The organism is Streptomyces incarnatus, assembly GCF_001027185.1.
Lineage (GTDB): Bacteria > Actinomycetota > Actinomycetes > Streptomycetales > Streptomycetaceae > Streptomyces > Streptomyces puniciscabiei.
In genome coordinates this window covers 1,239,749-1,265,784 of the sequence record NZ_CP011497.1, presented here as the reverse complement: position 1 = coordinate 1,265,784, position 26,036 = coordinate 1,239,749, and the positions used below count along the sequence as shown (strand labels likewise).

The 26,036-nt window shown below is 72.6% G+C and carries 22 protein-coding genes; 8 read left to right on the top strand and 14 right to left on the bottom strand.

Translation table 11 applies throughout. The annotated features are described in order from the left end of the window. The first annotated feature begins 4 nt into the window (after positions 1-4). A complete protein-coding gene (gene ribA, locus ABB07_RS05580; protein ID WP_208897663.1) occupies positions 5-676 on the top strand; it encodes a GTP cyclohydrolase II in 672 nt (223 codons plus the stop codon). Between the two features lie 61 nt (positions 677-737). Here ribA and ABB07_RS05575 read toward each other — a convergent pair whose 3' ends face one another. Genes ABB07_RS05575 through ABB07_RS05565 form a run of 3 tightly spaced genes read right to left on the bottom strand, consistent with a single transcriptional unit; the run spans position 738 to position 4,006 of the window. After that, on the bottom strand, positions 738-1,961 hold the full coding sequence (locus tag ABB07_RS05575) for a serine hydrolase domain-containing protein (RefSeq protein ID WP_208897662.1): 1,224 nt from the start codon (positions 1,959-1,961) through the stop codon (positions 738-740). Between the two features lie 60 nt (positions 1,962-2,021). Further along, entirely contained in the window at positions 2,022-3,428 is a 1,407-nt protein-coding gene (locus tag ABB07_RS05570; protein WP_208897661.1) for an MFS transporter, read from the bottom strand. Then, positions 3,425-4,006 (bottom strand): TetR/AcrR family transcriptional regulator, encoded by a 582-nt coding sequence (locus ABB07_RS05565; protein WP_208897660.1) that lies wholly within the window; start codon positions 4,004-4,006, stop codon positions 3,425-3,427. Before ABB07_RS05565 ends, ABB07_RS05570 begins: the two co-directional genes overlap by 4 nt. Positions 4,007-4,093: 87 nt before the next feature. Here ABB07_RS05565 and ABB07_RS05560 point away from each other — a divergent pair, with 87 nt between their 5' ends. After that, on the top strand, positions 4,094-4,537 hold the full coding sequence (locus ABB07_RS05560) for a PPOX class F420-dependent oxidoreductase (RefSeq protein WP_208897659.1): 444 nt from the start codon (positions 4,094-4,096) through the stop codon (positions 4,535-4,537). Between the two features lie 18 nt (positions 4,538-4,555). Here the strand turns inward: ABB07_RS05560 and ABB07_RS05555 are convergent, their stop codons facing one another. Then, positions 4,556-5,434, bottom strand: a complete 879-nt coding sequence (locus tag ABB07_RS05555) for an NAD(P)-dependent oxidoreductase (RefSeq protein WP_208897658.1) — start codon at positions 5,432-5,434, stop codon at positions 4,556-4,558. Between the two features lie 103 nt (positions 5,435-5,537). On the opposite strand from ABB07_RS05555, the gene ABB07_RS05550 reads away from it, so the two are divergent. Both ABB07_RS05550 and ABB07_RS05545 read left to right on the top strand, forming a co-directional pair. Beyond that, positions 5,538-6,134: a TetR/AcrR family transcriptional regulator gene (locus ABB07_RS05550; protein ID WP_208897657.1), complete on the top strand. Its 597-nt coding sequence runs from the start codon at positions 5,538-5,540 to the stop codon at positions 6,132-6,134. Between the two features lie 393 nt (positions 6,135-6,527). After that, complete coding sequence (locus tag ABB07_RS05545; protein ID WP_208897656.1) at positions 6,528-6,869, top strand: VOC family protein; 342 nt, start codon at positions 6,528-6,530, stop codon at positions 6,867-6,869. A 114-nt stretch (positions 6,870-6,983) separates the two neighbouring features. On the opposite strand, the gene ABB07_RS05540 is transcribed toward ABB07_RS05545, so the two are convergent. Together ABB07_RS05540 and ABB07_RS05535 are read right to left on the bottom strand one after the other, a co-directional pair. Continuing rightward, the gene (locus ABB07_RS05540) at positions 6,984-8,345 is read right to left on the bottom strand and encodes an MFS transporter (RefSeq protein WP_208897655.1); all 1,362 of its coding nucleotides are present in this window, start codon (positions 8,343-8,345) and stop codon (positions 6,984-6,986) included. Between the two features lie 200 nt (positions 8,346-8,545). Next, entirely contained in the window at positions 8,546-9,211 is a 666-nt protein-coding gene (locus tag ABB07_RS05535) for a TetR/AcrR family transcriptional regulator (protein ID WP_208897654.1), read from the bottom strand. A gap of 165 nt (positions 9,212-9,376) precedes the next feature. Here ABB07_RS05535 and ABB07_RS05530 point away from each other — a divergent pair, with 165 nt between their 5' ends. The 3 genes from ABB07_RS05530 (at position 9,377) to ABB07_RS05520 (ending at position 14,273) form a co-directional block, all read left to right on the top strand. Beyond that, positions 9,377-10,270, top strand: coding sequence for a shikimate dehydrogenase (locus ABB07_RS05530; protein WP_208897653.1), 894 nt, complete (start codon positions 9,377-9,379; stop codon positions 10,268-10,270). Between the two features lie 14 nt (positions 10,271-10,284). Beyond that, a complete protein-coding gene (locus tag ABB07_RS05525; protein WP_208897652.1) occupies positions 10,285-12,186 on the top strand; it encodes a sugar phosphate isomerase/epimerase and 4-hydroxyphenylpyruvate domain-containing protein in 1,902 nt (633 codons plus the stop codon). Positions 12,187-12,356: 170 nt separating this feature from the next. Continuing rightward, complete coding sequence (locus ABB07_RS05520) at positions 12,357-14,273, top strand: glycosyltransferase family 39 protein (RefSeq protein WP_208897651.1); 1,917 nt, start codon at positions 12,357-12,359, stop codon at positions 14,271-14,273. A 269-nt stretch (positions 14,274-14,542) separates the two neighbouring features. Here the strand turns inward: ABB07_RS05520 and ABB07_RS05515 are convergent, their stop codons facing one another. From ABB07_RS05515 to tkt, 7 genes are read right to left on the bottom strand one after another with little or no spacing between them, the layout of a single operon-like run. Then, complete coding sequence (locus tag ABB07_RS05515; RefSeq protein ID WP_208897650.1) at positions 14,543-15,130, bottom strand: histidine phosphatase family protein; 588 nt, start codon at positions 15,128-15,130, stop codon at positions 14,543-14,545. Positions 15,131-15,136: 6 nt separating this feature from the next. Then, a complete protein-coding gene (gene gnd / locus ABB07_RS05510; protein WP_208897649.1) occupies positions 15,137-16,015 on the bottom strand; it encodes a phosphogluconate dehydrogenase (NAD(+)-dependent, decarboxylating) in 879 nt (292 codons plus the stop codon). Between the two features lies 1 nt (position 16,016). Next, a complete protein-coding gene (pgi, locus tag ABB07_RS05505; RefSeq protein ID WP_208897648.1) occupies positions 16,017-17,678 on the bottom strand; it encodes a glucose-6-phosphate isomerase in 1,662 nt (553 codons plus the stop codon). A 1-nt stretch (position 17,679) separates the two neighbouring features. Beyond that, positions 17,680-18,606, bottom strand: a complete 927-nt coding sequence (gene opcA, locus ABB07_RS05500; RefSeq protein WP_208897647.1) for a glucose-6-phosphate dehydrogenase assembly protein OpcA — start codon at positions 18,604-18,606, stop codon at positions 17,680-17,682. Continuing rightward, positions 18,603-20,225: a glucose-6-phosphate dehydrogenase gene (zwf, locus tag ABB07_RS05495; RefSeq protein ID WP_208897646.1), complete on the bottom strand. Its 1,623-nt coding sequence runs from the start codon at positions 20,223-20,225 to the stop codon at positions 18,603-18,605. Before zwf ends, opcA begins: the two co-directional genes overlap by 4 nt. Further along, a complete protein-coding gene (gene tal, locus ABB07_RS05490) occupies positions 20,222-21,367 on the bottom strand; it encodes a transaldolase (protein ID WP_208897645.1) in 1,146 nt (381 codons plus the stop codon). Before tal ends, zwf begins: the two co-directional genes overlap by 4 nt. Positions 21,368-21,401: 34 nt before the next feature. Beyond that, on the bottom strand, positions 21,402-23,477 hold the full coding sequence (gene tkt, locus ABB07_RS05485; protein WP_208897644.1) for a transketolase: 2,076 nt from the start codon (positions 23,475-23,477) through the stop codon (positions 21,402-21,404). A gap of 146 nt (positions 23,478-23,623) precedes the next feature. On the opposite strand from tkt, the gene ABB07_RS05480 reads away from it, so the two are divergent. Further along, positions 23,624-24,529: a helix-turn-helix domain-containing protein gene (locus tag ABB07_RS05480; RefSeq protein ID WP_208897643.1), complete on the top strand. Its 906-nt coding sequence runs from the start codon at positions 23,624-23,626 to the stop codon at positions 24,527-24,529. A gap of 89 nt (positions 24,530-24,618) precedes the next feature. Here the strand turns inward: ABB07_RS05480 and ABB07_RS05475 are convergent, their stop codons facing one another. Next, on the bottom strand, positions 24,619-26,022 hold the full coding sequence (locus ABB07_RS05475) for a glycoside hydrolase family 16 protein (protein ID WP_208897642.1): 1,404 nt from the start codon (positions 26,020-26,022) through the stop codon (positions 24,619-24,621). Positions 26,023-26,036 lie beyond the last annotated feature (14 nt).

Sequence of the window (26,036 nt, the reverse complement as noted above, 5' to 3'; positions counted from 1 at the left end):
GATCATGACAGAAAACTCCGGCGTCAACATGGGCGTACTCGGCAAGAAGTCCCCGCGGCGTTCGGGCGCGGAACGCGTCGTGAATGCCCCGCTGCCCACCGTGTACGGGAAATTCCAGGCGATCGGCTACCTGGACCACGACCGCGGTGACGAGCAAGTGGCCCTGGTGTACGGCGAGATCGGCACCGAGAACGTGCTGACGCGGCTGCACTCCGAATGCCTGACCGGGGACGCGTTCGGCTCCCGGCACTGCGAGTGCGGCGACCAGCTGGCGTCCGCGCTGCGTGCCGTCGTCGCCGAAGGCAGCGGCATCGTCGTCTACTTGCGGGGCCACGAGGGCCGCGGCATCGGACTGCTCGCCAAGCTGCGCGCGATGGCGCTGCAGGCGGAGGGACTGGACACGGTGGAGGCGAACCTCGCGCTCGGCCTGCCCGTCGACGCCCGGGACTACGGCGTCGCGGCGGAGATCCTGCACGACCTCGGGGTGCGCTCGGTGCGCCTGATGTCCAACAACCCGCGCAAGCGGGAGGCGCTGGTGCGGCACGGCATCCAGGTCGCCGAGCAGGTGCCGCTGCTCATCGAGCCGTGCGAGAGCAACATCACGTATCTGCGGACCAAGCGGGAGCGGATGGACCACATCCTGCCCCACCTGGACGCCGTCGCCCACGGCTCCTGAAGCCGGCCGTACCGGCGTCCGCCGCCTCCCCCCACGGGCGGCGGGCGCCCTGCCGTCGCGGTCAGTCCGTCAGCGCCTCGTGCACCAGCCGCCGCAGCTCCGGGAAGATCTTCAGCGTCTTCGGGCGAACCTGCGTCATGAACTGGACCGTCAGCTCATGGGCCGGATCGATCCAGAACGCGGTCGTGGCCGCGCCGGTCCAGCCGTACGTGCCGAGGCTGGACGGGGCCAGGGTGCGGGACGGGTCGGTCACCACCGACACGTTGAAGCCGAAGCCGAGCCCGTCGTTGCCGGGCTCCTGGTGGGCGGGGGCGCCGAAGGCGCGCAACACCGCGTTCCCCGGCAGCTGGTTGCGGGTCATCATGCCGACGCCGTCCGCGGACAGCAGCCGTACGCCGTCCAGTTCGCCGCCCCGGCGCAGCATCTCCATGAACCGGTGGAAGTCGTACGCCGAGGAGACCAGGCCGCCGCTGCCGGACAGGAACCTCGGCCGGCCGTGCACCGGCAGCCCCGGCACCGGCTCGATCCCGCCCTCGTCCGTCTCCCCGTACAACTCGGCCAGCCTGCCCGCCTGTTCCGGCGCGATGTGGAACCCGGTGTCGGTCATGCCGAGCGGACGCAGGATCCGCTCGGCGAAGAACGCGTCCAGTGGCCGCCCGGACACCACCTCGACGACCCGGCCCAGCACGTTCGAGGCCACCGAGTAGTTCCACTGCGTGCCCGGGTCGAACTGCAGCGGCATCCGCGCGTACACCTCCACCGTCTCCGGCAGATCGGCGCCCGGCGGAACCGAGTACTCCAGACCGGATGCGCGGTAGAGCGCGTCGACGGGGTGCTGATGGTAGAAACCGAAGGTCAGGCCCGCGGTGTGGGTGAGCAGATGCCGGATCAGGATCGGGCCGGCGGCCGGGCGCGTCCGCAGGTCCGCGCCCGAACCGCCGTCGTACACCCGGGGGTCGGCGAACGCCGGCAGATGACGTGCGAGCGGGTCGTCCAGGGACAGCCCGCCCTCCTCGACCAGCAGCAGTACGGCGATCGCGGTGACCGGCTTGGTCATGGAGTAGATCCGCCACAGCGTGTCCGCCTCGACCGGCAGCCCGGCCGCGACATCCCGCAGGCCGTACGTGGTGAGGTGGGCGACCCGGCCGCCGCGTGACACGGCCACCAGAAAGCCGGGCAGCCGCCCCTCGTCGACGTACCGCGCGATCTGCCGGTCCAGGCGGTCCAGCGCCTTGACGTCCAGCCCCGCCTCGTCCGGGTCGACTTCCTGCCGCAGCCCTGCCATCGCTCTCCTCCGTCGGCTCGTACGCGATGCCCCCGGTCGCCCGCCGGAGGCACCCGGCACTCATGGTCGCCCAGGAACACCACCATGGACCCGTTCATCAGCGGGGTTTGTGAGCGACGCGACGCCACGGACCGTCGGGGGCACCTCGGGGGCGCCGTCGCTCCCGGCCGGCGTGCCGTCGCCGTCGGTCCTCGGCAGCGCGCGGGCCAGCGGCACGCCGAGTGCCGCGACGGCCGCCAGGGCGAGCAGGGCGGTCGCGGTCCCGGCGCCGATGAGCGCGGTCGCCGTGGCCACTCCCAGGGCCGGGCCGATGTTCAGCGCCGTCTGCTGCAGCCCGCCCGCCACTCCGGCCACCGCCACCTCGGCCCGTCGTACGACCACCTGGGTGGCCGCCACCATCACTGTCCCGAAACCCGCGCCCAGCAGGGCGAACGCGCAGCCGAGCGCGGGCGTGGAGCGGGCCCCGGACAGCACGAGGACACCGAGCGCCAGCAGCGCCGTCGCCCCCGTCGTCGTACCGCGGGTCCCGAAGCGGCGCAGCAGCACCGGGCACAGCGCGGCGGACGCCACCACCAGCACCGCGAGCGGCAGACTCCTCAGGGAACCGGCCAAGGGGTCCAGGCCCAGCCGGCGTTGCAGCAGGTAGGTGGCCACGAAGAGGGTGCCGGACAACGCGGCGGACACGACCACCAGCACACCGAGCGCCGCCCCGGCCGCGCGCGAGCCGATGACCGCGGGCGGCAGCAGCGGGCTCGCCGTACGCCGCTCGTGCCGCACGAGGACGGCGGCGGTGACCGCGGCGACGGCGAGTCCCGCCGCGGAGGCGGGGCGCGCGGTCAGCGAGTGCACCAGGCAGGCGAGGGTCACCGCCAGGAGTACGGCACCCGGCACGTCCAGCGGCGTCCGGGAGCCCGCGGGGGGCCGCTGCGGCCGCAGCACCGCCGGCAGGCCGAAGACGAGCGCGGGCAGGACGTTCACGAGGAACACGGCCCGCCAGCCCAGGCCGGTCACCAGTGCCCCGCCCACCAGCGGCCCCGCAGCCGCGGCCAGCCCGATCGCGGCGGTCCGCAGGGCCAGGGGCCGAGCGAGCCGGTCCGGCGGGTACGCGGCCCGCAGCATGCCCAGCGTCGCCGGCTGCAGCAGCGCCCCGAACACCCCCTGCACCGCCCGCAGCCCGATCACCCAGCCGACACCGGGCGCGCCGCAGATTCCCGCCGACGCTGCCCCGAACCCCAGCATGCCGAGCGCGAAGACCCGCTGCTGCCCGTACCGGTCACCGAGCCGCCCCGCGAACACCAGCAGACCGGCCACGGCGACGAGATACGCGGTGCTGGTCCACTGCACCTCGGCGAACGACGCCCCCAACTCCCTTTGCAGACGGGGCTGTGCGACGGTGAGGACCGTGCCGTCCAGCGCGACGGCCACCGCGCCCGCGACACTGCTCGCCAGCGCCCACCGCCGGTTCACCGGCCGCCCTCCGGCCCCAGGTGGGCCAGCAGCACCGCATCGAGCAGGGGCGCGAAGTCCTCGTCGCCGACGGCGAGTTGCAGACTGCGCCAGCGCCACAGCTGGGCGATCCCGTGCAGGTTGGCCCACAGGGCGCCCGTGACCCGCCGGGCGTCGGCCCCGGGCAGGAGCTCGCCGACGAGCCCGGCGAGCACGCGGAACAGGGGAAGGCTCGTCTCCCGCAACCCCAGGTGCCCGCTCTCCAGCAGGTCGTGACGGAACATCAGCTCGTACATGCCGGGGTTGTCGAGCGCGAACTCCAGATACGTCCGCGCCAGCGCCGCCGCCTGCGCACGCGGACCGGCCGGGCCGTGTGCGAGCGTCGCCCGCACCCGCTCGGCCAGGTCGGCGAAGCCCCGGCGGGCGATGGCCGACAGCAGCTCCAGGTGGGTGGGGAAGTAGCGGCGCGGCGCCCCGTGCGAGACGCCGGCCCGCCGGGCGATCTCCCGCAGGGTCAGCGCCTGCAGCCCCTCGGCCTCCAGCAGCTCCACGCCGGCGTCGACCAGACGCTCCCGCAACCCGATCTCGGACTCAGTCATAGACAGTGTCTACCAGGCGGGCGTAGACACTGTCTACGGGGGCGTGCGCAGGGAATGCGGGGCCCGGGCCGCCGAGTTGACGCTGTCATGAGTGAAGACTCCGCCCCCGCCCAGGACGCGCTGCTGGAACTGCTCTCGGAAGGCAACGCCGGCCTGCTGGTCACCCTCAAACGCGACGGCCGCCCCCAGCTGTCCAACGTCAACCACGCCTACTACCCCGACGAGCACGTCATCCGGATCTCCGTCACCGACGACCGCGCCAAGACCCGCAACCTGCGCCGCGACCCCCGCGCCTCCTACCACGTCACCAGCGCCGACCGCTGGGCGTTCACCGTCGCCGAGGGCGATGCCGAACTCTCCCCGGTCGCCCGTGACCCGCACGACGCCACCGTCGAGGAACTGATCCGCCTGTACCGGGACGTCCAGGGCGAGCATCCGGACTGGGACGACTACCGGGCGGCGATGGTCCGCGACCACCGCCTGGTGGTGCGGCTGCACGTCGACCGGGTGTACGGCATCCCGAAGCGCTGACCCGCGGCCGGTTCCCCGTTACGACGCCCCGGCGGTCCGCGTCTCGATCGCTCGCAGTACGGCGACCATGTCCTCGCCGCCGTACCCCTGGGTCACCGTCTCCTCGAACAGGGCGTGGCACACGTCGAGGAGCGGTGAGGCCAGGTGCGCCTTGCGGGCCGCCTCGGCGATGAGCCGGTTGTTCTTCAGCACGTCCAGCGCGGCCGCCTGCACCGAGAAGTCCCGGTCGAACAGCTTCGGCGCCTTCATCCGGGAGACCGCGCTGGCCATCGGTCCCGCGTCGAGGACGTCCAGGAACAGCCGCCGGTCCAGGCCCTGGCGCTCGGCGAAGTGGAAGGCCTCCGTCAGTCCGGTCACCAGGGTGATCAGGAAGAGGTTCACGGCCAGCTTCATCAGCAGCGCGCCGGGCGCCGGACCGCACACGAACGTCTCCCGGCACAACGGCGCGAGCAGCGGCCGTACGGTGTCCACGGCGTCCGGGTCCCCGGCGAGCATCGCCACCAGCCGGCCCTCCTCCGCCGGTACCCGCGATCCGGAGACGGGTGCCTCGACGTACCGTCCGCCGGCGGCACGTACGTCGGCCTCCAGGGCGTGGGAGTACTCGGGGGAGGTGGTGCCCATGTGGACGACGACGCGCCTGGCGACCCGTCCGGCCAGCGCGGGCGTGCCCCGGCCGAGGACGGCGTCCACGGCGGCCTCGTCGGCCAGCATCAGCAGCACCACGTCCGCCGCGGCGAACAGCTCGTCCACGTCCCCGGCGACCGTGGCGCCGGCCGCGCGCAGGGGTGCGGCGCGTTCCGGCGTCCGGTTCCAGACCACGAGGGGAGTACCGGCGGACACCAGGCGCTGTGCCATGGGGCGGCCCATCACTCCGAGACCGATGAAACCGACGTTCACGGGACCGCCCTTCGCTCAGGTCGCCGACTATGACCGCTGTCATAGTAGCGTCGGTTATGACGCCGGTCATAGGGTGGGGAGAGCGAGGACCGGGAGGGCGGCGATGAGCGAGACGAGGCACGGGCCGCGGGAGCGGATGGTCTTCAGCGCGGCCCAGCTCATCCGGCGCGACGGCGTCGCCGCGACCGGCATGCGGGAGGTCGCCGCGCACGCGGGAGCACCGCGCGGCTCGCTCCAGCACTACTTCCCGGGCGGGAAGGAACAGCTGGTCAACGAGGCGGTCGGCTGGGCCGGACGGTATGCCGGCAAGCGGATCGCCCGCTTTCTCGCGGGGCTGAAGGAGCCGACGCCGAGCGGCCTGTTCGCGGCGATGGTCGCGCAGTGGACCGACGAGTACGCGGCGCGCGGCTTCGCCGGGGGCTGTCCGGTCGCCGCGGCCACCATCGACTGCGCCTCGGCCGGCGGCTCGACCCGCGAGGCCGTGGCCGCCGCGTTCACCACCTGGCGGACCCCGCTGGCCGAGGCCCTGACCGGCATGGGTGTCCCCGCGGCACGGGCCGAATCCCTGGCCACCCTGATGATCAGCACCCTGGAGGGCGCGATCCTGATGGCCCGCGCCGAACAGGACGCCCGCCCCCTGACCACGGCGGTACGGGAACTCGGACCCCTGCTCGACGCGGCGGTGGGGCCGGGCGGGTGAGGGGGAGGGGCGGCCCTTCGCACGCGGCCGGTGGGGCGGCCGGCGACGGCCGGTGCGGGGGTGCCGCGGCGCCGCCGCGCGTGCGGGTGTGGGATGCGCCAGGCGGTGGAGGCGGTGCGCGCCGGGTGGTGGAGGCGTTGCGCGCGCCGGGCGGTGGAGGCGTTGCGTCAGGCGGTGGGGGCGGTGCACCAGATGGAGGCGGTGCGCCGGCGCTGGAGGCGGTACGGCCGGCGCAGGGGAGCGGCGATGCTGCCGGTGCCCGGCCCTGCGGTGATCGCGCCGGTGTGGCAGTGCGGCCGGTGCGGAGCACGGCGCCGCGGCCACCGGGATGCAGCGGCTCGCGGGCGGGGGGCGGTGCTTGTCCGGACCCGCCCGCTGCTCTACCCTCCGCGCGTGATCAACGGTGCACACGTGGTGCTCTACAGCCGGGACGCGGAGGCCGACCGGGCCTTCCTGCGGGACACGCTCGGGTGGACGCATGTCGACGCGGGCCACGGATGGCTGATCTTCCAGGCGCCGCCCGCCGAGGTGGCCTGTCACCCCACCGACGGCGAGCCCGCGCACGAGCTGATGCTGATGTGCGACGACCTCGACGCGACGCGGCGCGAACTCGCCGAGCGGGGCGTGGAGTTCACCCGGCCGGTGGAGGAGGCCCGCTGGGGCCGGGTGACCGCCCTGCGCCTGCCGGGCGGCGGCGAACTCGCCCTCTACGAGCCACGGCATCCGAAGCCGTAGGGGAACGGCGCGGACCGTGGGTGCGCGGGGCGGACGGGCCGGGCCGCGCAGGCACGTACGGCCCGCGCGGCCCGGTGAACCCGGCAGCGGCCCCGGGCCGCCAACCGTACGGCCCTAGACCGCCGTGACCCGTTCCGCTCGCTTCGCCCGGCTGTCCGGTCGTTCGCCGAGCAGTTCGGTCGGGACCTGGTGCGTCTCGCGGGCGGTGAGGGCCGCGAGGGCCGGGGGGAGGCACAGCGCGGCCGTGAACAGGGCGACCGACGGCCAGTCGTCACCGCCCGGACCGGCGATCTCGGCGGCGAAGGTGACCGCGAACCCGGCCACCGCGAAGCCGATCTGCGTGCCGACGGCCAGGCCCGACAGCCGCACCCGGGTCGCGAACATCTCGCCGTAGAAGGCGGGCCACACCCCGTTGGCGGCGCTGTAGACGAGACCGAAGGCGACGATTCCGAGGGTCAGGGTCAGCGGGCGGGAGCCCGTGGAGACCGCCCACAGATAGCCGGCCATCGCGGCCGCGCTGCCCACCGCGCCGGTCAGGAACACCGGCCGGCGCCCGATCCGGTCCGAGAGCTTCGCCCACAGCGGGATCGCGGCCAGCGCGAAGAGGTTGGCCAGGGCGCCCACCCACAGCATGAACGTACGGGACATGCCGACCGCGTCACTGGTGGCGTAGGCCAGCGCCCACACCGTGAAGATCGTGCTGACCGAGGCGATGAGCGCGCCCGCGATCACCCGGAGCACGTCCGCCCAGTGCTCGCGCACCAGCACCGCGAGCGGCAGCCGGACCACCCCCTCGGTCGCCGCCTGCTGCGCGAAGGCCGGGGTCTCGCGCAGCCGGCGCCGGATGACGTAACCGGTGACGGCGACCGCCACGCTCAGCCAGAACGGCACCCGCCAGCCCCAGGACAGCAACTGGTGCTCGGGGAGCCGGGACACCGGGATGAAGACGAGGGTGGCGATGAGCTGGCCGCCCTGGGTGCCGCTCAGCGTGAAGCTGGTGAAGAAGCCCCGCCGGTCCGCCGGCGCGTGTTCCAGGCTCATGGAACTCGCGCTCGCCTGCTCGCCGGCCGCCGATATGCCCTGCAGCACACGGCAGAGCACGAGCAGCACCGGGGCGAGCGAGCCGGCCTGGGCGCGGGTGGGCAGACAGCCGATCAGGAAGGTCGACAGGCCCATGAGGATCAGCGTGAACACCATGATCTTCTTGCGGCCGAGCCGGTCGCCGACGTGCCCGAGGACCAGGGCGCCGAGCGGGCGGGCGGCATAGGCGACGCCGAAGGTGGCGAGCGACAGCAGGGTCGCGGTCGCCGGGTCGGAGGAGTCGAAGAACACCTTCGGGAAGATCAGCGCGGCTGCGCTGCCGTAGACGAAGAAGTCGTAGTACTCGAGGGCGCTGCCGATCCAGGCGGCCGTCGCCGCCTTCCAGTGCTGGCCGGGAGGGGCGTCGGCGGCGGACGCGGGGGCGGGGACGGACACGGCGGTGCTCCTTCGGGGGACGCCCACCCTACGGAAGGGCGGCGTGAGCGACGAGGGGAGGGAGCGGGCGAGGGCCGGATCTCGGCCCCGCTAATTAACCCACTGGATAGTTAGTCGTGGTGGGTGGGATGTTCCGCCCGTGTTTCCCCGCTGTCAAGAGTCCGTGCGCCGGTCCGTGCGCGAGCGCGGGCCCGCCGGGGTCAGCCGGCCGCGCGCTCCGCGGTCAGGTAGGCGATCACCATGTCCCCGAGCATGGTCCGGTAGTGCTCCCGCCGGCCGGGGTCCACCAGGTCCCTGCCGAACAGGGCGCCGAAGGTGTGCCGGTTGGCCACCCGGAAGAAGCAGAACGCGCTGATCATCGCGTGCAGGTCGACCGCGTCGACGTCCGCCGTGAACAACCCCGACTCCTGCCCCGCGCCGAGGATCCGGCGGATCACCTCCAGGGCCGGGGAGCCGATCCTCCCGAGCTTCTCGGAGGCCGCGATGTGCTCGGCGCCGTGGATGTTCTCGATGCTGACCAGGCGGATGAAGTCCGGGTGCCGCTCATGGTGGTCGAAGGTCAGCTCGGCCAGGCGGCGGATCGCGGCGACGGGGTCCAGGTGCTCGACGTCCAGCTGCTGCTCGGCCTCGCGGATCACCCCGTACGCCCGCTCCAGCACGGCCGTGAACAGCTGCTCCTTGCCGCCGAAGTAGTAGTAGATCATCCGCTTGGTGGTGCGGGTGCGGGCCGCTATCTCGTCGACCCGGGCTCCGTCGTAGCCCGCCCGCGCGAACTCCTGCGTGGCCACGTCGAGGATCTCGGCCTTGGTGCGGGCCGCGTCGCGCACCCGTCCCCCGGGTCGTACGGGCTCTTCGACGCTGGTCATCGCTGTCCTTCGGGCCGGTGGGCGCCTGGGCGGCGCGCTTGCTGGGTGCGTGCCGGTGATTGTAGAAGCAGGGCCCCGGCGGCCGCCCGGGTCTTCCGCGCGGCACTGGCGGCTGATATAGCTAACGTACTGGTTCGTACATTAGCGCCGCCTCGGGAGGGCCACGTGGCCAAGGACTCGTATCTCGTCGGGCTGATCGGGGCCGGGATCGGCCCCTCGCTCAGCCCCGCCCTGCACCAGCGGGAGGCGGACCGGCAGGGCCTGCGCCACCTCTACCGGCTCCTCGACCTCGACGTCCTCGGCCGGGCGCCGGAGGCCGTCGGCGACCTGGTCCGCGCCGCCCGCGACCTCGGCTACGACGGCCTGAACATCACCCATCCCTGCAAGCAGCTGGTCATCGGCCACCTGGACGCGCTCGACCCGCGGGCCGAGGCGCTCGGCGCGGTCAACACCGTGGTCTTCGACGACGGCCGGGCGGTCGGCCACAACACCGACGTGACCGGATTCGCCGCCTCCTTCGCGCGCGGCCTGCCCGACGCCCCGCTGGAGCGGGTCGTCCAGCTCGGCGCGGGCGGCGCGGGGGCGGCTGTCGCCCATGCCGTGCTCACCCTGGGCGCCGGGCGGGTCACCGTCGTCGACGCGCTGCCCGCGCGGGCCGCCGGCCTCGCCGAGTCCCTGGTACGGCACTTCGGCCCCGGCCGGGCCGCGGCGGCGACCGTGGCCCGGCTTCCGGCGCTGCTCGGCGACGCCGACGGCCGTGGCGGCCTGGTGCATGCCACGCCCACCGGGATGGCCGCGCATCCCGGGCTGCCTCTCCCGGCCGGGCTGCTGCATCCCGGGCTGTGGGTCGCCGAGGTGGTCTACCGGCCGCTTCGGACGGAGCTGCTGCGGGTGGCTCACGCGCGGGGGTGCGCCGTTCTGCCCGGGGGCGGGATGGCCGTGTTCCAGGCCGCCGACGCGTTCCGGTTGTTCACGGGGAGAGAGCCGGACGCCCATCGGATGCTGGCCGACTTCGAGGAGCTGGTGGGCGCCGAGCGCTCGGGGAGTGCGGTCGGATGACGAGGAGTACAGGTATGCACACCTGCATAGCCACCGTCTCCCTGAGCGGCACCCTCACCGAGAAGCTCGCCGCCGCCGCGCGGGCCGGGTTCGGCGGGGTGGAGATCTTCGAGAACGATCTCCTGGCGTGCCCGCTCGCTCCCGAGGAGATCCGCGCGCGCTGTGCCGACCTCGGGCTGAGCATCGATCTGTACCAGCCGATGCGGGACATCGAGGGCGTGCCCGACGAGGTCTTCGCGGGCAATCTGCGGCGCGCCCGGCACAAGTTCCAGCTGATGAACCGGCTCGGCGCCGACACCGTCCTCGTGTGCTCCAGCGTGTCGCCCCACGCCGTGGACGACGACGCCCGAGCGGCCGGTCAGCTGGCCCAACTCGCGGAGCTCGCCGAGGAGTTCGGCATCCGCGTGGCGTACGAGGCGCTCGCCTGGGGGCGGCACGTGAACACCTACCGGCACGCGTGGCGGATCGTCGAGGCCGCCGGCCACCCGGCGCTCGGCGTCTGCCTGGACAGCTTCCACATCCTCTCCCGCGCCTCCGCACCCGAGGACCTCGAGGGAATCGCGGACATCCCCGGCGAGAAGATCTTCTTCCTGCAGCTCGCCGACGCCCCGCTGCTCGCGATGGACGTCCTGCGGTGGAGCCGTCACTACCGCTGCTTCCCCGGACAGGGCGGCTTCGACGTCACCGGGCTGGTGCGGCACGTCCTCGCCACCGGGTACCGCGGGCCGCTGTCCCTGGAGGTCTTCAACGACGTCTTCCGGCAGGCCGACGCCGGCCCCACCGCCGTGGACGCCCACCGCTCCCTGCTGCTCCTGAAGGAGGCCGCCGGCACCGCCGAGCTGCCGCCGCCCGTCGTGCCCACCGGAGTGGCCTTCGCCGAACTCCTCACCCCGGACGCCGAACCCGTCACCGCGCTGCTGACCGCGCTCGGCTTCACCCGCGCCGCCCGGCACCGCGGCAAGCCCGTCGACCTGTGGCAGCGCGGCGAGGCCCGGATCCTGGTCAACACCGCCGCCACCGCCCGCCGTGACGGCCCCCGGCTGGCCGCGATCGGCCTGGAGTCCCCGGACCCCGCCGCTGCCGCCCGCCGCGCCGAAGCCCTGCTCGCCCCCGCCCTGCCCCGCCGCCGCGCCCCCGGGGACGCCCCGCTCGACGCCGTCGCCGCCCCCGACGGCACGGAACTGTTCTTCTGCGCCACCGGCGATCCGGAACTCCCCGACTGGCGGGCCGACTTCACCGGCCTTCCGGTCACCCCGGCGCCCTCCGCGACCCGCAGCGAAGCCACCCGCAGCGAAGCCACCCGCATCGAAGCGACCCGCATCGAAGCGACCCGCATCGAAGCGACCCGCAGCGAGGGCACCCGGATCGAAGCCACCCGCATCGACCACCTCGCCGTCACCCAGCCCTGGCACCACTTCGACGAGGCCACTCTCTTCCACCGCAGCGTCCTCGGCCTCACCGCCCAGGCGAGCGTCGACCTCGCCGACCCCTACGGCCTGATGCGCAGCCGCGCCGTCAGCAACGCCGACGGCAGCGTCCGTATCGCCCTCGGCGTCGGCGCGGCCCCCGCCGACGACACCGCGCACGCGGCACACATCGCGCTGGCCACCGACGACGTGGTGGCCGCGGCCCGCGCCTTCCGCGCCGCGGGCGGCCGGCTGCTGCCGGTGCCGGCCAACTACCACGACGACCTCGCCGCCCGGTACGACCTCGCCGACGACGAGCTGGAGACGTACCGCGACCTCGGCATCCTCTACGACCGGGACGCGGGCGGCGCCTTCCGGCACTGCTACACCGAGACCGTCGGCCGGGTCTTCTTCGAACTCGTCCAGCGCGACCCCGGCTACCGGGGATACGGCGCCGCGAACGCCCCGGTCCGTCTCGCGGCCCAGCACGCCGGACGGCTCTTGCCCTGAACCCACCGGCGTCTTACCGGACCCACCGCACGAGTGAGAGGCCGGTGAGACCTCCATCGGGTTCAGCTGCGGTTCAGGCTCCGTACATGTCAGGCGGCGGATACTCCGCGAGATCCGGCCTGCACGCCGCGCCCGGATCACTGCGTTTCCGGGAGCCCGAAAGGCCGTTCATGCTGACCACCCCCACCCAGTCGGCCGTCCGGGGCGAGGGGCCGCCACCCGCCGCCCCGCCCCGCCCGCGTGCCCGCGCGTACGAGCGTCCGGCGCTGGCGGCGATAGCCGCGCTCGCCGCGCTGCTGTCCCTGTGGGGTCTCGGCCACAGCTCGTACCACGGGTTCTACGCCGCTGCGGTGCGCAGCATGACGGACAGCCCGACCGCCTTCTTCTACGGCTCCTTCGACCCGGGCAACACCCTCACCATCGACAAGCTGCCCGGCTTCCTGTGGCCGCAGGCCCTGTCGGCGCTGGTTTTCGGCTTCCACCCGTGGGCGCTGGTGCTGCCGCAGGCACTCGAGGGCGTGGCCTCGGTGCTTCTGCTCCATGTGCTGGTACGACGCTGGGCGGGCGTGCCCGCCGGGCTGCTGGCGCCCGCCTTCCTGGCCCTCACTCCGGTGACCGTCGGCCTCGGACGGTCCGTCACCGAGGACGCGCCGTTCGTCCTGTTGCTGCTCCTCGCCGCCGAGGCCGTCTGGCGGGCGACCGAGCGGGGCAGGCTCGTCCCCCTGCTGCTCGCCGGGTTCTGGGTGGGCGTGGCCTTCCAGTGCAAGATGCTGGAGGCCTGGGCGGTGCTCCCCGCCTTGGCCGCCGCCTACCTCGTCGGGGCTCCCCGGAGCCTCGGCCGCAGGCTGCGCGATCTCGCGCTCGCCGCCGCGGTGACCTTCGCGGTGTCGGTGTCGTGGATGGCGGTGGCCACCCTCACCCCGGGCTCCGCCCGGCCGTATCTCGACGGCACCACGGACAACTCGGCGTTCGGTCTGGTCGTCGGCTACAACTTCCTCACCCGCTTCCACACGGTCGGTGTCGACGCGGCCGGCACCGGCAGCGTCGCACCCAACGCCAGCCTGCGGGCAGCAGGTTCGGGTCCCGGCATGGGCGACAGCGTGTGGAAGATGTTCAGCCCGGGGCTCGCCACGCAGACCGGGTGGCTCTACCCGCTCGCCGCGCTGGGCCTGGTCGGCGGGGCGGTGGCCCTGTGGCGGCGGCGCGCCGCCCGTACGGACCGCGTGCTCGCGGGCCAGGTGCTGTGGGGGGTGTGGCTGGCGACGTTCTTCCTCGTCTTCAGCTTCGGCAGCGTGACGGGGCACACCTACTACATGGGCGTGGTCGCGGTGCCCCTCGCCGCGTTCGCCGGCACCGGTGTCGCGGCGGCCTGGCGGGCGGCCCTGAGCGGCGGCCGACAGGCCTGGGTACTGCCGGTGGCGCTCGCCGGGAATGCCGCCTGGTGTGTGGCGCTGACCCTGTGGTACCCGCGTTTCCTGCCCTGGTCGGCCCCGGCCGCCGCGATCCTCGCGGTGGCCGGCCTGGCCCTGACCGCGATCCGGCACCGCCCGCGCATGGTCACCGCCGGTCTGGCCGCGGGACTGGCCGCGGTCCTGCTGGTGCCCGCCGCGTGGTCGGCGTCGGCGCTGTCACCGCGCTACAACCAGCCCGGCTCGCTGGGCCGCGTCGGCCCCAGCAGCCATCGCCAGGGCAACCCGCTCGCCCGACTGGCCCCCGCCCAGCGGCACTTGCTCGCCTACCTCACCGCCCACCGCGGCAGCGCCGAGTATCTCGCGGCGATCCCCGGTTGGTGGTCCGCCGCGCCCTACGTCATCTCGGCGAACGCGCACGTCATGCCCATGGGCGGCTTCACCGGACGGGTCCCGTATCCCTCGTCCGCGCGCTTCCACGCCCTGCTCGACTCCGGCCGGCTGCGCTACGTCGTCCTGTCCCGGGGCGACGTCCTGGCCGGGCACCGGGACGGCACCCTCGTCGGCGGGCTCGTACGCTGGACGGCCACCCACTGCGCGCTGGTCCCGCCGGCCGCGTATCACTCCGGCGACCGGTCCCACCGGCTGTACGACTGCGGCCCGGCCCGCCAGGGGTGAACCAGGGCTGTAGGAGGGGCTGTCACGGCTGTCCGACCCGTCTGCGCCCAGGCGCCCTGACGGCCGCCCGCCCGGTCGGCGCGCTGCTGCACTGGACCGCCGCCCACTGCGCGCTCCTCCCGCCGGCCGCCTACGACCCCGCCGACCGGACCGGCTGATGTACCACTGCGGCCCGGCTGACCAGGGCTGAACCGGGGCTGCGGGAAGGCGCTGATGTACCACTGCGGCCCGGCTCACCAGGGGTGAACCGGGCCGCGGCGGACGGGCCGTCAGGCCCGTCTGTTCCACTCGGCGATCACGGGCCGTCCGTGCTCGGTCGAGAGCCGGCTGACCGTGCCGGTGGCCAGCTGGAACAGCCGGCCCTCGGCGGGCGGCAGGCCCAGCCGGCGGGCGGTGAGCACGCGCAGGACGTGCGCGTGGGCGACGAGGATCACGTCCCCCTCCGCCAGGGCCGGGGACACCCGGGCCAGCACGCGGTCGGCGCGGGCCCCGATCTCCTCCGGTGATTCGCCGGGATGCCCCTCGGGGCCGGGCGGCACGCCGTCGGTCCACAGGTCCCAGCCGGGGCGGGTGCGGTGGATGTCGGCGGTGGTGATGCCCTCGTAGCCGCCGTAGTCCCACTCGTGCAGGTCGGGCTCGGGCACGACCCCGACGAGGCCCGCCAGTTCGGCGGTGCGCAGCGCGCGGTCCAGCGGGCTGGCCAGCGCCAGGGCGTAGGTCCGGCCGGTGAGGAGCGGGGCGAGGGACTTGGCCTGTTCCTCGCCGTGCCCGGTCAGGGGCAGGTCGGTGAAGCTGGTGTGCTGTCCCGACCTGCTCCACTCCGTCTCACCGTGGCGGACCAGGAAGAGGTCGCCCACGGCGGCTCAGTCCTTCTTCTCGACCGCGTGGCCGCCGAACTGGTTGCGCAGCGCCGCGATCATCTTCATCTGCGGCGAGTCGTCCTGCCGGGAGGCGAACCGGGCGAAGAGGGAGGCGGTGATCGCCGGGAGCGGTACGGCGTTGTCGATCGCCGCCTCCACCGTCCAGCGGCCCTCGCCGGAGTCCTCCGCGTAGCCGCGCAGCTTCTGGAGGTGCTCGTCCTCGTCCAGGGCGTTGACCGCGAGGTCCAGCAGCCAGGAGCGGATGACGGTGCCCTCCTGCCAGGAGCGGAACACCTCGCGGACGTTCTCCACCGAGTGCACCTTCTCCAGCAGCTCCCAGCCCTCGGCGTAGGCCTGCATCATGGCGTACTCGATGCCGTTGTGGACCATCTTGGAGAAGTGCCCGGCACCGACCCGGCCCGCGTGGACATAGCCGTACGGGCCCTCCGGCTTGAGCGCGTCGAAGATCGGCTGGAGCCGGTCGACGTGCTCCTTGTCGCCGCCGACCATGAGCGCGTAACCGTTCTGCAGGCCCCACACACCGCCGGAGACACCGGCGTCGACGAAGCCGATGCCCTTGATGCCGAGGGCGGCGGCGTGCTTCTCGTCGTCCGTCCAGCGGGAGTTGCCGCCGTCGATCACCGTGTCGCCTGGCTCGAGCAGGTCGCCGAGCTCGTCGACGACGGTCTGCGTGGCGGTGCCGGCCGGGACCATCACCCACACATGGCGGGGCGCGTCCAGCTTCTCGACCAGTTCGGCGAGGGACTTGACGTCGGAGACCTCGGGGTTGCGGTCGTAGCCGATGACGGTGTGGCCGGCGCGGCGGATCCGCTCGCGCATGTTGCCGCCCATCTTGCCGAGACCGATGAGACCGAGCTGCATATCAGTTCACTTCCGATGCGTTCTTGAGGGTGCGGTAGGCGGCGACGAGGGCCGTGGTGGACGGGTCGAGACCGGGGACCTGAGCGCCCTCGGTCAGGGCGGGCTCGACGCGCTTGGCGAGGACCTTGCCCAGCTCCACGCCCCACTGGTCGAAGGAGTCGATGTTCCACACCGCGCCCTGCACGAACACCTTGTGCTCGTAGAGGGCGATCAGCTGGCCGAGCACGGACGGGGTCAGCGAGCCCGCGAGGATCGTGGTGGTGGGGTGGCCGCCGCGGAAGGTGCGGTGCGTGACCTGTTCCTGGGGCACACCCTCCGCGCGGACCTCCTCGGCGCTCTTGCCGAAAGCGAGGGCCTGGGTCTGGGCGAAGAAGTTGGCCATCAGCAGGTCGTGCTGCGCCTTGAGTTCCTCGCTCAGCTCGCCGACGGGCCGGGCGAAGCCGATGAAGTCGGCCGGGACGAGCTTGGTGCCCTGGTGGATCAACTGGTAGTAGGCGTGCTGCCCGTTGGTGCCCGGCGTGCCCCACACCACGGGCCCGGTCTGCCACTCCACCGGCCGGCCGTCCCGCTGCACCGACTTGCCGTTGGACTCCATGTCCAGCTGCTGGAGGTAGGCGGTGAACTTCGACAGGTAGTGGCTGTACGGCAGCACCGCGTGCGACTGGGCGTCGTGGAAGTTGCCGTACCAGATGCCCAGCAGGCCCAGCAGCAAAGGTGCGTTGGCCTCGGCGGGGGCGGTGCGGAAGTGGTCGTCGACCAGCCGGAAGCCGTCGAGCATCTCCCGGAACCGGTCCGGTCCGATCGCGATCATCAGCGACAGGCCGATCGCGGAGTCGTACGAGTAGCGGCCGCCGACCCAGTCCCAGAACTCGAACATGTTGTCCGGGTCGATGCCGAACCCGGTGACCTTCTCCGCGTTCGTGGACAGCGCCACGAAGTGCTTCGCGACCGCCTTCTCGTCGCCGTCGAAGGCCTTGAGCAGCCAGGAACGGGCCGAGGTCGCGTTGGTGATGGTCTCGATCGTGGTGAACGTCTTGGACGCGACGATGAACAGGGTCTCCGCCGGGTCCAGGTCACGGGTGGCCTCGTGCAGGTCGGCGCCGTCCACGTTCGACACGAACCGGAACGTCAGCTCCCGCGCGGTGTAGGGGCGCAGCACCTCGTACGCCATCGCCGGGCCGAGGTCGGAGCCGCCGATGCCGATGTTGACGACGTTCCTGATGCGCCTGCCGGTGTGGCCGGTCCACTCGCCCGAGCGGACCTTGGCGGCGAAGCCGGCCATCTTGTCGAGGACGGCGTGCACCTTCGGGACCACGTTCTCGCCGTCGACCTCGATCACCGCGTCCCGGGGGGCGCGCAGCGCGGTGTGCAGGACCGCACGGTTCTCCGTGACGTTGATCCTCTCGCCGCGGAACATGGCGTCACGCAGCGCGAACACGCCGGTGGCGGTGGCGAGTTCCTGCAGCAGGGCCAGGGTCTCGGCGGTGATCAGATGCTTGCTGTAGTCGATGTACAGGTCGCCGACCCGTACGACGTACCGCTCGGCGCGGCCGGGATCCGCCGCGAACAGCTCGCGCAGGTGCGGCTGCCCCTCGGCGCGGTGGTCGGCGAGAGCCGTCCACTCGGGCCGGTTGGTGAGCTTCACTGACTCGGACTGGGCCATCTCAGGCGTTCTCCTTGGCGGCCTCGCCCTTCAGGGCGATGGCGTACATCTCGTCGGCGTCGAGGCGGCGCAGCTCCTCGGCGATGAGTTCGGAGGTGGGGCGGACCTTCAGGGCCAGGGTGCGCGGCGGCTGGCCGGGCAGGGTCAGCGTGGCGAGGGGGCCCTCGGGGCGGTCGATGCGGATCTCGCCGTTCTGGGTGCCGAGCCGTACGGCGGTGACGACCGGTCCGGCGGTGACCACCCGGTCCACGGTCACCTTCAGGCGGGCCTCCAGCCAGCGGGCCAGCAGTTCGGCGCTGGGGTTGGCCGCCTCGGCCTCGACGGCGGCCGTCGTGATCGGCACCCGGGCCTGGTCCAGCGCGGCGGCCAGCATGGACCGCCACAGGGTGAGCCGGGTCCAGGCGAGGTCGGTGTCACCGGGGGCGTAGTTGCGGGCGCGGGTCTCCAGGACCTCCATCGGCCGCTCGAACGCGTACAGGTCGGTGATCCGCCGCTGCGCGAGCGCGCCGAGCGGGTCCTCGGACGGGGTGTCCGGCGCGTCCACCGGCCACCACACGACGACCGGCGCGTCCGGCAGCAGCAGCGGCAGCACGACCGAGTCGGCGTGGTCGGACACCTCGCCGTAGGTGCGCAGCACGACCGTCTCGCCGGTGCCGGCCTCGGAGCCGACCCGGACCTCGGCGTCGAGCCGGGAGTGGGTGCGGTCGCGCAGGGTGCGCACGTGCCGCTTGATGACGACCAGGGTCCGCATCGGGTGCTCGTGCGAGGCGTCCTCGGCGGCCTTGATCGAGTCGTAGGCGTTCTCCTCGTCCGTGACGATGACCATCGTCAGGACCATGCCCACGGCCGGGGTGCCGATGGCGCGGCGGCCCTGCACCAGCGCCTTGTTGATCTTGCTTGCCGTGGTGTCGGTCAGGTCGATCTTCATGGCCTGCGCCAGCTCCGTCCGTCTCGTGCGAGCATCTCGTCCGCTTCACTCGGTCCCCAGCTGCCCGACGCGTACTGCGCCGGCCTGCCGTGCGCCGCCCAGTACTCCTCGATCGGGTCGAGGATCTTCCAGGACTCTTCCACTTCCTGGTGACGGGGGAACAAATTCGCGTCGCCGAGCAGCACGTCCAGGATGAGCCGCTCGTACGCCTCCGGGCTGGACTCGGTGAAGGACTCGCCGTAGGCGAAGTCCATCGACACGTCCCGGATCTCCATCGAGGTGCCCGGCACCTTGGAGCCGAACCGCACGGTCATGCCCTCGTCCGGCTGGACGCGGATCACGATCGCGTTCTGCCCGAGTTCCTCGGTGGCGGTGGAGTCGAAGGGGGAGTGCGGGGCCCGCTTGAAGACCACCGCGATCTCGGTGACCCGGCGGCCCAGCCGCTTGCCGGTGCGCAGGTAGAAGGGGACGCCCGCCCAGCGGCGGTTGTCGATGCCCAGCTTGATCGCGGCGAAGGTGTCGGTCTTCGACTTCGGGTCGATGCCCTCCTCCTGGAGGTAGCCGACCACCTTCTCGCCGCCCTGCCAGCCGCCCGCGTACTGCGCCCGCACGGTGTGCCTGCCGAGGTCCTCCGGCAGCCGCACCGACTTCAGCACCTTCAGCTTCTCGGTGAGCAGCGCCTCCGCGTCGAACGCGATCGGCTCCTCCATGGCGGTCAGCGCCATCAGCTGCAGCAGGTGGTTCTGGATGACGTCACGGGCGGCGCCGATGCCGTCGTAGTAGCCCGCGCGGCCGCCGATGCCGATGTCCTCGGCCATGGTGATCTGCACGTGGTCGACGTACGACCGGTTCCAGATCGGCTCGTACATCTGGTTGGCGAAGCGCAGCGCCAGGATGTTCTGGACGGTCTCCTTGCCGAGGTAGTGGTCGATGCGGAACACCTGGTCCGGCTCGAACACCTCGTGCACGATCGCGTTCAGCTCGCGGGCGCTGCCCAGGTCGTGGCCGAACGGCTTCTCGATGACCGCGCGCCGCCAGGAGCCCTGGGGCGGGCTCGCCAGGCCGTGCTTCTTCAGCTGCTGCACGACCTTCGGGAAGAACTTCGGCGGCACCGAGAGGTAGAACGCGAAGTTGCCGCCGGTGCCGCGGGAGGCGTCCAGCTCCTCGACGGCGTCCTTCAGCTGCTTGAAGGCGGTGTCGTCGTCGAAGTCGCCGGGGATGAACCGCATGCCCTCGGCGAGCTGCTGCCACACCTCCTCGCGGAACGGGGTGCGGGCGTGCTCCTTCACCGCGTTGTGCACGACCTCCGCGAAGTCCTGGTTCTCCCAGTCCCGGCGGGCGAACCCGACGAGGGAGAAGCCCGGCGGCAGCAGACCGCGGTTGGCGAGGTCGTACACCGCCGGCATCAGCTTCTTGCGGGACAGGTCACCGGTCACCCCGAAGATGACCAGCCCCGACGGGCCCGCGATCCGGGGGAGCCGGCGGTCGCGGGTGTCCCGCAGCGGGTTCTCCCAGCCGGCGGCCGGGCCCACCGGGACCCGCACCGCCTCGGGGGCGGGCGCCTGAGGCGCGGGAGCCTGAGGCGCGGAGGCCTCGGCGGCGGGTGCGTTCTCGGTCATCGGGCGTCAGCTCCCTTGCTCTTCAGGGACGTCGCCACCGCGTCCAGCAGTTCCTGCCAGGCGGCCTCGAACTTGGCGACGCCCTCGTCCTCCAGCCGCTGGACGACCTCGGCGTAGGAGATGCCGAGCCGCTCCACGGCGGCCAGGTCGGCGCGGGCCCGGTCGTAGCCGCCGGTCACCGTGTCGCCGGTGATCTCGCCGTGGTCGGCGACGGCGTTCAGGGTGGCCTCCGGCATGGTGTTGACCGTGCCCGGGGCGACCAGCTCGTCCACGTAGAGGGTGTCCTTGTAGGCCGGGTCCTTCACCCCCGTGGAGGCCCACAGCGGGCGCTGCCTGTTCGCCCCGGCCCCGGCGAGCGACAGCCAGCGCTCGGAGCCGAACACCTCCTCGTACGCCTCGTAGGCGAGCCGGGCGTTGGCGAGGGCCGCGCGGCCCTTGAGCGCGAGGGCCTCGTCGGTGCCGAGGGCGGTCAGCCGCTTGTCGATCTCGGAGTCCACGCGGGAGACGAAGAAGGACGCGACCGAGTGGATCGTGGCGAGGTCGAGGCCCCGCTCGCGGGCCTTCTCCAGGCCGGCCAGGTAGGCGGCCATGACCTCGCGGTAGCGCTCCAGGGAGAAGATCAGGGTCACGTTGACGCTGATACCCAGGCCGATGACCTCGGTGATGGCCGGCAGGCCCGCCCTGGTCGCCGGGATCTTGATCATCACGTTGGGGCGGTTCACCAGCCAGGCCAGCTGCTTGGCCTCGGCGACGGTGGCCTCGGTGTCGTGGGCGAGACGGGGGTCGACCTCGATGGAGACGCGACCGTCCACACCCTGCGATGCGCTGTATACGGAATCCAGGATATCGGCGGCAGCCCGCACGTCGGCGGTCGTCATCATCCGCACCGCCTCGTCCACCGTCACCCCGCGTACGGCGAGGTCGCTCAGCTGCTCCTCGTAGCCCTCGCCGGAGCCGATGGCGGCCTGGAAGATCGAGGGGTTCGTGGTGACACCGACGGCGCTCCCGCTCGCCACGAGCTCGGCGAGGCTGCCCGAGGTGATCCGCTTGCGCGACAGGTCGTCGAGCCAGATCGACACGCCCTCGTCGGCGAGGCGCTTGAGGGCTCCCGGGGTCGCGATTGCTTCGGTCACAGTGATCATCTTTCTTTCGGGGAAGGTGTCGGGCGTGTCGGTGTCAGGCGCGGGCGGCGGCGAGGGACTCGCGGGCCGCCGCGGCGACGTTCTCGGGGGTGAAGCCGAACTCGGCGAACAGGGTCCTGGCATCGGCGGAGGCGCCGAAGTGCTCCAGGGAGACGATGCGTCCCGCGTCGCCCACGTACCGGTACCAGGTCAGGCCGATCCCGGCCTCCACGGCGACCCGGGCCTTCACGGACGGCGGCAGCACCCGCTCGCGGTACGCGCGCGGCTGCTCCTCGAACCACTCCACGGACGGCATCGACACCACCCGCGTGCCGATCCCCTCGGCCTCCAGCCGCTCCCGCGCGGCCACGGCCAGCTGCACCTCGGAGCCCGTCGCGATGATGATCACCTCCGGGACCTCGGTCGAGGACTCGCGCAGCACATAGCCGCCCTTGGCCGCGTCCTCGTTCGGCGCGTACACCGGCACGCCCTGGCGGGTGAGCGCGAGCCCGTGCGGGGCGGGGCTGGTGGCGTGCCTCTTCAGGATCTCGGCCCAGGCGATCGCGGTCTCGTTGGCGTCGGCCGGGCGGACGATGTTCAGGCCGGGGATCGCCCGCAGCGAGGCCAGGTGCTCGACGGGCTGGTGGGTGGGTCCGTCCTCGCCGAGGCCGATGGAGTCGTGCGTCCACACGTACGTCACCGGCAGCTGCATCAGCGCCGACATGCGCACCGCGTTGCGCATGTAGTCGGAGAACACCAGGAAGGTGCCGCCGTAGATGCGGGTGTTGCCGTGCAGGGCGATGCCGTTCATCTCCGCGGCCATGGAGAACTCGCGGATGCCGAAGTGGACGGTACGGCCGTAGGGGTCGGCCTCGGGCAGCGGGTTGCCCTCGGGCAGGAAGGAGCTGGTGCTGTCGATGGTGGTGTTGTTGGACCCGGCGAGGTCGGCGGAGCCGCCCCACAGCTCGGGGATCACGGGGCCGAGCGCCTGCAGCACCTTGCCGGAGGCGGCGCGGGTGGCGACCGGCTTGCCCTCCTCGAAGACGGGGATGCTCTGCTCCCAGCCCTCGGGCAGCTCGCCCTTGCTCACCCGGTCGAACAGCGCGGCGCGCTCCGGCTGGGCGGCACGCCACTCGGCGATCCGCTTGTCCCAGGCGGCGTGCGCCTCGGCGCCGCGGTCCAGGGCGCGCCGGGTGTGCTTCAGCACCTCGTCCCCGACCTGGAAGCTCTCCTCCGGGTCGAAGCCCAGGACGCGCTTGGTGGCGGCGATCTCCTCCGCACCGAGCGCGGAGCCGTGGGAGGCCTCGGTGTTCTGCGCGTTCGGGGCGGGCCAGGCGATGATCGTGCGCATCGCGATGATCGACGGCCGCTCGGTCTCGGCCCGCGCGGCCTGCAGCGCCGCGTACAGGGCGGGGACGTCGATGTCGCCGTCGGCGGTGGGCTCGATGCGCTGGGTGTGCCAGCCGTAGGCCTCGTACCGCTTCAGCACCTCCTCGGAGAAGGCGGTCGCGGTGTCGCCCTCGATGGAGATGTGGTTGTCGTCGTAGAGGAAGACCAGGTTGCCGAGCTTCTGGTGGCCGGCGAGCGAGGACGCCTCGGCGGAGACGCCCTCCTCCAGGTCGCCGTCGGAGACGATCGCCCAGACGGTGTGGTCGAAGGGGGAGGTGCCCGCGGGGGCCTCGGGGTCGAACAGACCGCGCTCGTAGCGGGCCGCCATCGCCATGCCGACCGCGTTGGCGACACCCTGGCCGAGCGGGCCGGTGGTGGTCTCGACGCCGGCGGTGTGGCCGTACTCCGGGTGGCCCGGGGTCTTGGAGCCATGGGTGCGGAACGCCTTCAGGTCGTCCAGCTCCAGCTCGTACCCGGCCAGGAACAGCTGCGTGTAGAGGGTCAGCGAGGTGTGGCCCGGGGAGAGAACGAAGCGGTCACGGCCGGTCCACTCGGGGTCGGCGGGATCGTGACGCATCACCTTCTGAAAGATCGTGTACGCGGCAGGCGCCAGGCTCATCGCCGTGCCCGGGTGGCCGTTGCCCACCTTCTGCACCGCATCGGCCGCCAGAAGACGGGCGGTGTCCACGGCACGCCGGTCGAGGTCGGTCCACTCGAAGCCGTCGGAAGTCTGCGTGGTCATCTTCAAGAAGTCCTCGTTCAGTGCGGGAAAACTGGCCTGACGCGTTCAAACTTAAAAGTCTGACTTTTTCGAGGAAAGGTCGGGGTGTGTCAGCCTGTGGTGAATCTGGGACAGTGATCGCGCGACAGGGACGGCACGAAAAGGACATGACAGGCAGAACGCCCCAAGGTGAGGGGTCACGTGCGGACGGTGACGGCATCAGGACCTTCCCCTTCCCGACCGAGCTGGCCGTCGGCGGCGTCGGCATGCAGATCGGCCCCATGGGGACCGACCACACCTGGCACGCCGACGCCCCCCTGCACCGCGTCCACCGCATCGACTTCCACGTCGTCATGCTGTTCACCGACGGCCCCGTACAGCACATGATCGACTTCACCGAGTACGAGGCCGGCGCCGGCGACCTGCTGTGGATCCGCCCCGGACAGGTCCACCGCTTCTCCCGCGAGGCCGTGTACCGCGGAACCGTCCTGACCATGCAGCCCGGCTTCCTGCCGCGCGCCACCGTCGAGGCCACCGGCCTGTACCGCTACGACCTGCCGCCCCTGCTGCACCCCGACCCGGACCGGCTCACCGCCCTCCAGGCCGCCCTCGACCAGCTGCGCCGCGAGTACGAGGACACCGCGACGCTCCCGCTGAGCCTGCACACGGCCGTCCTGCGCCACACCCTGACCGCGTGCCTGCTGCGCCTCGCGCACCTCGCGGCCAGCTCCGCCGAGGCGGGCCGGCCGCCGGCGGACAGCACCTTCACTCGCTTCCGGGACGCCGTCGAGCAGGGCTTCGCCACCAACCACAGCGTCAGCGCCTACGCCGACGCCCTCGGCTACTCCCGCCGCACCCTCGTGCGCGCCGTCCGCGCCGCCACCGGCGAGACCCCCAAGGGCTTCATCGACAAACGCGTCGTCCTGGAGGCCAAGCGCCTCCTCGCCCACACCGACCTGCCGATCGGCCGCGTCGGCGCGGCCGTGGGCTTCCCCGACGCGGCGAACTTCACCAAGTTCTTCCACCTGCACACCGGGCAGACTCCGGTGGCGTTCCGGGCGGAGCTGCGCTGACGCACGAGTCGTCCGAGAGCTGACCGCCCCGCAGATGACGAGACGGGGGCCGACCCGCGGGTACGGGCCAACCCCCTGTCGCCGACTGATCAGTGCCCGAAGTCGAACCAGTTGACGTTCACGAAGTCGGCCGGCTGGCCGCTGGTGAAGGTCAGGTACACGTCGTGGGTTCCGGTCACCGAGCCGATGTTGGCCGGAACCGTCCGCCAGGACTGCCAGCCCCCGGTGTTGCCGACCGCGAAGCTGCCGATGGGCGGGTTGGAGCGGCTGTCCAGGCGCACCTCCACCAGGCCGCTCACCCCGGACGCGGCACCGCTCGCCACCCGGGCGTAGAACTGGGTGGCCGCTGTGGAGCCGAAGTTCACGCCCTTGTACAGGGCCCAGTCGCCATTGGCGATCCAGCCGATGTCCTGGCCGCCGCCGGTGTCCGTGGTCGTCTCCGTGCTGATGCCGGACTGGCCGTCGTAGGACTCGGCCTGCACGGCGCTGTAGGCGTCGCGGTTGCCGGGCGGCGGGGGAGTGGTGCCGCCGCCGCTGCCGGAGGACTGCAGCACCTGCACGTAGTCGACGACCATCGGGTGGTTGGGATCCGTGGCGGCGGTCGGGCCGCCGCCGAAGGCCGCGGGGAAGCCGCCGCCCATCGCCACGTTCAGGATGACGAAGAAGCCGTGGTTCGTGGCGTTGGCCCAGGTGGTCGCGTCCACCTGGTTCGCCGTGACCGTCTGGTAGGTGACGCCGTCGACGGAGAACCGGATCGCCTCCGGGCTCACCGAGCGGTCCCACTCCATGGTGTAGGTGTGGAAGCCCGACTGGCAGGTGGTGTTCGGACACGCCGTCGAGTTGCCGAGGCCCGTCGTCTCGTTGCACGGGCCGCCCGGGTTGGTGCCGCAGTGCATGGTGGCCCAGGTCTTGTTCAGGCCCTGGACGTTCTCCATGATGTCCAGCTCGCCGACACTGGGCCAGTTCTGGTAGTTGCCGCGGTAGGGCGCGCCCAGCATCCAGAACGCGGGCCAGTAGCCGGCGGCCGCGTCCCCGGTCACATTGGGCATCTGGATCCGGGCCTCCACGCGCAGCTTGCCGCCGGCCGGGGGCTGGAAGTCCGTCCGGGTGGTCTCGATCCGGCCGGAGGTCCAGTTGCCGGAGGCGTCGCGGCGCGGGGTGATGAGCAGGTCGCCGTTGCCGTCGAGAGCCACGTTGTTCGTGCTGGACGTCATCGACTCGACCTCGCCGGTGCCCCAGTTCGCGGCACCGCCCGGGTACGAAGTGCCGGTGTCGTACTGCCAGTTGGCGGTGTTGACGCCGGAGCCCGCCGCGCCGTTGAAGTCGTCCAGGAAGACCTGGCTCCAGCCGGACGGGGGCGTGGGGGCGGTGGCGCCCGCGGGTGCGGTGGCGGCCGTGGCGATCGCCGCCGCCAGGCCTAGCGTGGCGACGGCTGCGACGAGGGCGCGCCGCAGGGGGCGGCGGGGTCTGGGTATGCCGGAGGAATCGCTCATGGGGGCCTCTCGGT